The sequence below is a fragment of the Terrisporobacter othiniensis genome (assembly GCF_000808015.1).
GTDB classification, from domain to species: domain Bacteria; phylum Bacillota; class Clostridia; order Peptostreptococcales; family Peptostreptococcaceae; genus Terrisporobacter; species Terrisporobacter muris.
Window position 1 is genome coordinate 1 of sequence record NZ_JWHR01000130.1, and the last position, 5,932, is coordinate 5,932.

6 protein-coding genes are annotated in these 5,932 nt (G+C 25.3%); 4 read left to right on the forward strand and 2 right to left on the reverse strand.

Translation table 11 applies throughout. The features are described from left to right. The first annotated feature begins 89 nt into the window (after positions 1-89). The 4 genes from QX51_RS16155 to QX51_RS16170 all read left to right on the forward strand — a co-directional run bounded on the left by QX51_RS16155 (position 90) and on the right by QX51_RS16170 (position 4,181). Positions 90-800 (forward strand): ABC transporter ATP-binding protein, encoded by a 711-nt coding sequence (locus QX51_RS16155; protein ID WP_039680941.1) that lies wholly within the window; start codon positions 90-92, stop codon positions 798-800. Further along, positions 793-2,415 (forward strand): putative ABC transporter permease subunit, encoded by a 1,623-nt coding sequence (locus tag QX51_RS16160; RefSeq protein ID WP_052233115.1) that lies wholly within the window; start codon positions 793-795, stop codon positions 2,413-2,415. The genes QX51_RS16155 and QX51_RS16160 overlap by 8 nt, the downstream gene beginning before the upstream one ends. Positions 2,416-2,631: 216 nt before the next feature. Beyond that, a complete protein-coding gene (locus tag QX51_RS16165) occupies positions 2,632-3,066 on the forward strand; it encodes a MarR family winged helix-turn-helix transcriptional regulator (RefSeq protein ID WP_039680937.1) in 435 nt (144 codons plus the stop codon). An 11-nt stretch (positions 3,067-3,077) separates the two neighbouring features. Beyond that, entirely contained in the window at positions 3,078-4,181 is a 1,104-nt protein-coding gene (locus QX51_RS16170; protein ID WP_039680938.1) for an FUSC family protein, read from the forward strand. A gap of 57 nt (positions 4,182-4,238) precedes the next feature. Here the strand turns inward: QX51_RS16170 and QX51_RS16175 are convergent, their stop codons facing one another. Both QX51_RS16175 and QX51_RS16180 read right to left on the reverse strand, forming a co-directional pair. Next, entirely contained in the window at positions 4,239-5,342 is a 1,104-nt protein-coding gene (locus QX51_RS16175) for a DUF5808 domain-containing protein (RefSeq protein ID WP_039680939.1), read from the reverse strand. Next, on the reverse strand, positions 5,335-5,712 hold the full coding sequence (locus tag QX51_RS16180; protein WP_330376095.1) for a GntR family transcriptional regulator: 378 nt from the start codon (positions 5,710-5,712) through the stop codon (positions 5,335-5,337). The genes QX51_RS16175 and QX51_RS16180 overlap by 8 nt, the downstream gene beginning before the upstream one ends. Between the last annotated feature and the right edge of the window lie 220 nt (positions 5,713-5,932).

Genomic DNA, 5,932 nt, shown 5'->3' on the forward strand with positions numbered 1-5,932 from the left:
TTATTAAAAATATTGCACAAAGACACTATCTGTTATATATTATATATAACAAATATAAAAACTATATAATATATAAAGAGGGAGATAAAATGTTAAAAATAATAAATTTGTCTAAGTCATACAAAAATAAAAAGGCTATAGATAGTATATCTATGGAAGTTAAAAAAGGAGAAATCTTTGGTTTTATAGGTCATAATGGAGCTGGTAAAACTACTACAATAAAGTCAATAGTAGGTATACATGACTTTGAGGAAGGAGATATATTAATAAATTCAAAATCTATAAAAGAGCATCCAACAGAATGTAAAAAGGATATAGCATATATTCCTGACAATCCAGATTTATATGAAGCTTTAACTGGAATAGACTATCTTAATTTTATAGCAGATGTGTTTAGAATAGATAAATCAGAAAGAGAAGAAAAAATAAAATATTACTCAGAAGAATTTGAAGTAAATAAATCATTAGGTGATTTAATATCTTCTTATTCTCATGGTATGAAGCAAAAGCTTGCTATTATTTCTGCATTAATACACAGTCCTAAAATATTAATATTAGATGAACCATTTGTAGGTTTAGATCCAAAGGCAGCTTTTACATTGAAAGAAATAATGAGAGATTTTTGTAATAAGGGTGGATGTATATTTTTCTCAACTCATGTATTGGACGTTGCTGAAAAAATATGCGACAAAATTGCCATAATTAATGGTGGGAAATTAGTAGCTTGTGGAGAAACTCAAAAGGTAAAAGGTTATAAATCCCTTGAAAATATATTTATGGAGATGATAGATCATGAGTAATTTAGCACTATTAATGAAAAATACTTTGAAAAATGAAAGTGGAATTAATAAATTAAAATATGCTGACAAAAGTGACAAAATAAAAGCAATAGGCATGGTTTTACTAATAACATTTACTATAGTAATGTTGAGTGCTTATGGTTTTGTGGCATGTTTTTATTTATCAGATTTCTTAGTGAAAATAAATCAGATGGAACTACTTCTTATTTTGGGGATTATAGGGTGTACTATGGCAACATTTTTTACTTCAATTTATAAAGCATCTTCATATCTTTTCCAAAGTAAAGATTATGAGATGTTAACAAGCTTGCCCATAAAGCAATCGAGCATATTAAGTAGTAAAATTATAATGCTAATCTTTAATAACTATTTATTTGCACTACCTTGTTTGCTTATACCTGGAATTGTATATTTCATAAAAGTCAATACTGGGGCATTATACTTTCCATTTTTAATAATATTAATTTTAACATCACCACTAATACCGACAATAATATCATCAATTATAGCATTTATAATAACTAATATTTCATCAAGAAGTAAGAAAAATAATTTAATATCAATAGTATTAAATTTATCATTAGTTGCAATAGTTGTGATTTTATCATTTAATTTACAAAATGTAATGATGATTATTATTCAAAATAGTAGCTCTATTATTGAGGCAACACAAAAGTTATATATGCCAGCATATTATTTTGTAGATGCACTAAAAAATAATAGTATAATATCATTAGTGATATTTGTACTTATTTCTATAGTCCCAACAGCTTTATTTGTATATTTATTTGCAAACAATTTTAATAAAATAAACAGTAAATTAAGTGAAACTTACAAAAGCAATAACTATAAATTTAAAGAGTTAAAATCATCAAAGCCTGTAATAGCTTTATTAAAAAAAGAAGTTAAAAGATATTTTTCATCAACAATATATGTAATGAATACTTTTGTAGGAATGATAATATTATTTTTATTTACTGTAGCAATACTTGTGATAGGATATGATAAAATTGCTCAAATATTAGAAATAGCTGTAGTAAAAGAAATGATAGCAATTCAAATAATAGGCATAACATTATTTTGCATAATAATGACAAATACAGCTTGTGTTTCAATTTCTTTAGAGGGGAAAAACTTATGGATTTTAAAATCTTCCCCAATTAAAGAGATGGACATTTTTAAAAGTAAGATTTTATTAAATATTATTTTAACTATACCTATATCTATAATTTGTTTTCTGGTTTTATCATTTAGATTAGGGTTTGGTATGAAATTCACAACTTTAGTAATACTTACAATCATATTAATTTCAATATTTATTGCTACACTTGGGATATTTATTAATTTACTTTATCCCAAAATGGATTTTACAAGTGATGTAGCTGTTGTAAAAAGAGGAGCAAGTGTAATAATAAGCATGATTTCTAATATACTATTTATAGCCATAATTTGTGGAATAGGACATTTATTAAAAATAAGTAATATTAATACATTTTTAATATTTGGGAATATAATTATGACTATAAGTATTTTCATTATATATATGTTACTAAAAAATAAAGGAACAAAGATATATATAAAATCTTATATTAGAGTTGATAAATATGTACATTAGTGCAATTTATCAACTCTATTTTTGTAATTACAACAAATTAAATGGAGCCAAAAATAAAGTTGATGAAGTGGAGAAGATATGTAAATTTTTATTATATATATAATAAATGGTAAATAAAGAAATTTATACATTATATATAGTTGACAAAGTTAACTATATTCAATAGAATATATATTATAGTTAACAAAGTGAACTAAATCATGAAGAGGTGGAGAGATGGATAATTTTGATTGGATAGATATGACAGTAAAAATGAATGAAGTAAGACTATTTAGTAGAACATTAGTGCATCGTTATACACCAGCACTTGAAAGAACTAATCAAGAATACGATTTATTGTCTCAGCTTATAAAGAATGAAGAAGGTATGACACCTATTAAACTTAGCAAAGCAATGTGTTTAAATAAAACAATTTTAAGTAGATTAATAGATAGTTTAAGTAAGAATGGATATGTAACTAAAAAGCCAGATATACATGATAAAAGAAGCTACTCTGTTTGTATTACAGAGGCTGGAAGAAAAGAGTTACAAAAAATATATGAACTTTACTTATCACCAATATATAAGTTACGTAAGAAGTTAGGTGATGAAGAGTTTTTTAAATTAATTTCATCTATTGAAAAAGCAAATAAAATAATGAATGAGGAATAGGAGAGTGAAGGATGAGTTTTTATCAGGCGATGCAACTAGGTGCAGCACAACTAAAACCTTTGATAAAAGAAGAGTCAGATAAAAAGATAAAACAAAAATATATAGGGGCACTAATAATTAAAAATATTTTATGTATGCTATTTTGTATTTTAATAGTGTCTTCATTTAGCAGTATTTTTGGAAGTGAAAATAGTATAGTAGGTGTTGTAACAGTAATGTTAATACTAACTTTTAGATCTGCAAACTTAGATTTTAAGGTAAAACAGTCATCTGTTACTTTAATTGGAATTTTTCTAATATATTCAGTTGCTCCTTATTTATCGAATATATCAAATCCAATATTAGGATTTATTATAAACTTTATTTCGATAATTACTATAATAGTATTAACTTGTCATAACATGATGTATGCAAATCACATAATACTAATATTATCGTATTTCCTTTTATATGGTAATGGTGTTAGTAGTGTAGAAGTATATTTATCTCGTGTTATTGGGTTATTATTTGGTGGTATAATTGTAGCTTCAATATTTTATATTAAACATAAAAAAACAAAAAAAGAATATGATAATACTATTTTAGATGTTATAAAAGGTTTTGATATAAAAACAGAGAGAAGTAGATGGCAGTTAAAACTTGCTCTTGGAATTAATACTGCAGTACTAATAGGAGAGTTTATGCATTTTCCTAAAACAATGTGGATAGCTTTTGCATGTATGTCAGTAATTCAGCAAACAACTAAGGAAAAGTTAAATGTACGTTGTAAAAGCAGAATAATATTTGCAATTGTCGGTTGTATTACATTTTTTGTTATTTATACAGTATTACCAGAACAGCTTAGAACAATGTTGCCACTTATGGCTGGATTAATGGTTGGTTTTTGTGCTACTTATGAATGGCAAACAGTAGTAAATAGTTTTTCAGCATTACCCTCTGCAGTTGCAACACTAGGTTTAACAGATACTATTACATCTCGTATAGTAAGTAATGTTTTTGGATCGCTATATAGTAAATTATTTGATAATTTATATGATAAAGTAATTTATCATATGGATAATAGATTTAATAATGAAGACGAAGATGAATTTGAACAAATTGAAGTAAATATATAGATATTAAAAAGTCGACGAAAATTTATTCGTCGACTTTTTATATAGTTATATTAATTATTACATATTAAAAGTAATAATTAATATAACTATAAGTATTATAAAAGGTGAAATAAAAAATACTTTACCCTTTGTGCTTCCTATATTTATGGTCCAGCCTACACCAAACCTCTTTTGAACAAATAAAGAAGGATCGTTTGGATTATTATAAAATGTTCCAAATATCCAGTTATTGTCATCATCATCTACTGAATAAACAGCAGTTTTAGATTTACTAGGTGATTTATAATATAAATATGTTTGATAAATAGCAGCTCCAATTATGGCGATTGTAGTAGGCCACATTATATAAGTATTTATGCTACCGGCATTAACTGTAGCTATTAATATTGAAATAAATAAGACTTGGCAACCTATATTTAGCACTAAGAAAGTAATAGCAAGTTTATTTAAATAATATAAATGAGCAATTTTACTTTCTGGGATATTTTCTGTATTTAATTTAGCCCTAGATTTTAAGGATTGCACAGAACTAATATATATTATAATTCCCACACCTACACTCATAAGCACAGTACTAAATACACTAAAAACTGATTTTGGTGAATAGGCATCAGCCATACCAGTTATGCCCCAGTGAGTAGGTATAATATCCGGCAAGGAATTATACTTAGTAGCTACATAAATAGATACCAAGATAGTAATTATATATGGTATTAAAAAATATATAGAGTATTTTTTTATAATTATATTTTTTTCGTTAATAAAATCTGTATCTAATATTACATTAGTTTTTTTAAGTTCCAAATCTTTTATTTCTAAGGACAAATCTTTCTTTAAAGCTTTTACTTTGTTGTGAACATAAATAAATACACAAAACTCATATATGCAAAATCCTAAAATGGGAAGAACAAATGCAATCTCATAAGCTTTAAAGGAATAAATACAAACTAATGTTATTATTATAAAAATAAGAAATCCTATAGTAAGAAGACTTTTAAATTTTTTATCTAAGGATTTGAACTCTTTCTTATTAAAATAATCGCTATTTAAACTTACCCCATAAAACTGTCTTTTTCCACTTAGAGCTTGAGTAAAAAACATTATTAGATATAAAAGTAGTAACATGGGAAGATTTATAATAACTGCTATTGTACTATTCATAATGTTTCACCTCATAACCGTCAAAAAATTCATTACTGCAATTTAAAAACTCTTCTCTAGTCATTCCTAAAAGATAACTTTGCGCGGTTAAAAGTTCTAGCATAGATTTTATTTTTTCCATATTATCTTCTTTTTTAGCAAGTGGAAGAGTATTAACTATTGCTCCTTTACGTCTATCAATATTTATATAGCCTTCATCTTTAAGCAAATTATATGATTTGTTTACAGTATGAAGATTAACACCAATCTCCTCAGCCATTATTCTAACAGACGGTAAAGACTCATTTATTTTCAAATCACCACGGGCAATAGATTTTATGATTTGTTCCTTAATTTGTGTATATATAGGAACATCACTGTTAAAATCCAAATTTAATATCATTTTATCACTCCAAACTATAATGTACTTGTTATATATATTATATAACGAAAATCAAATATCTTACAACTAAATAGAAAATAAAATTTGACTATCAATGAGTAGGGTTATATAATAATTACATTAAATTATGAAAGTGTTCAGGTAAAGTGAGAAAATAATCTTATTCAAAATAAATAGTTTAATAGTTTTTTGCAGATTGTTTATTAAT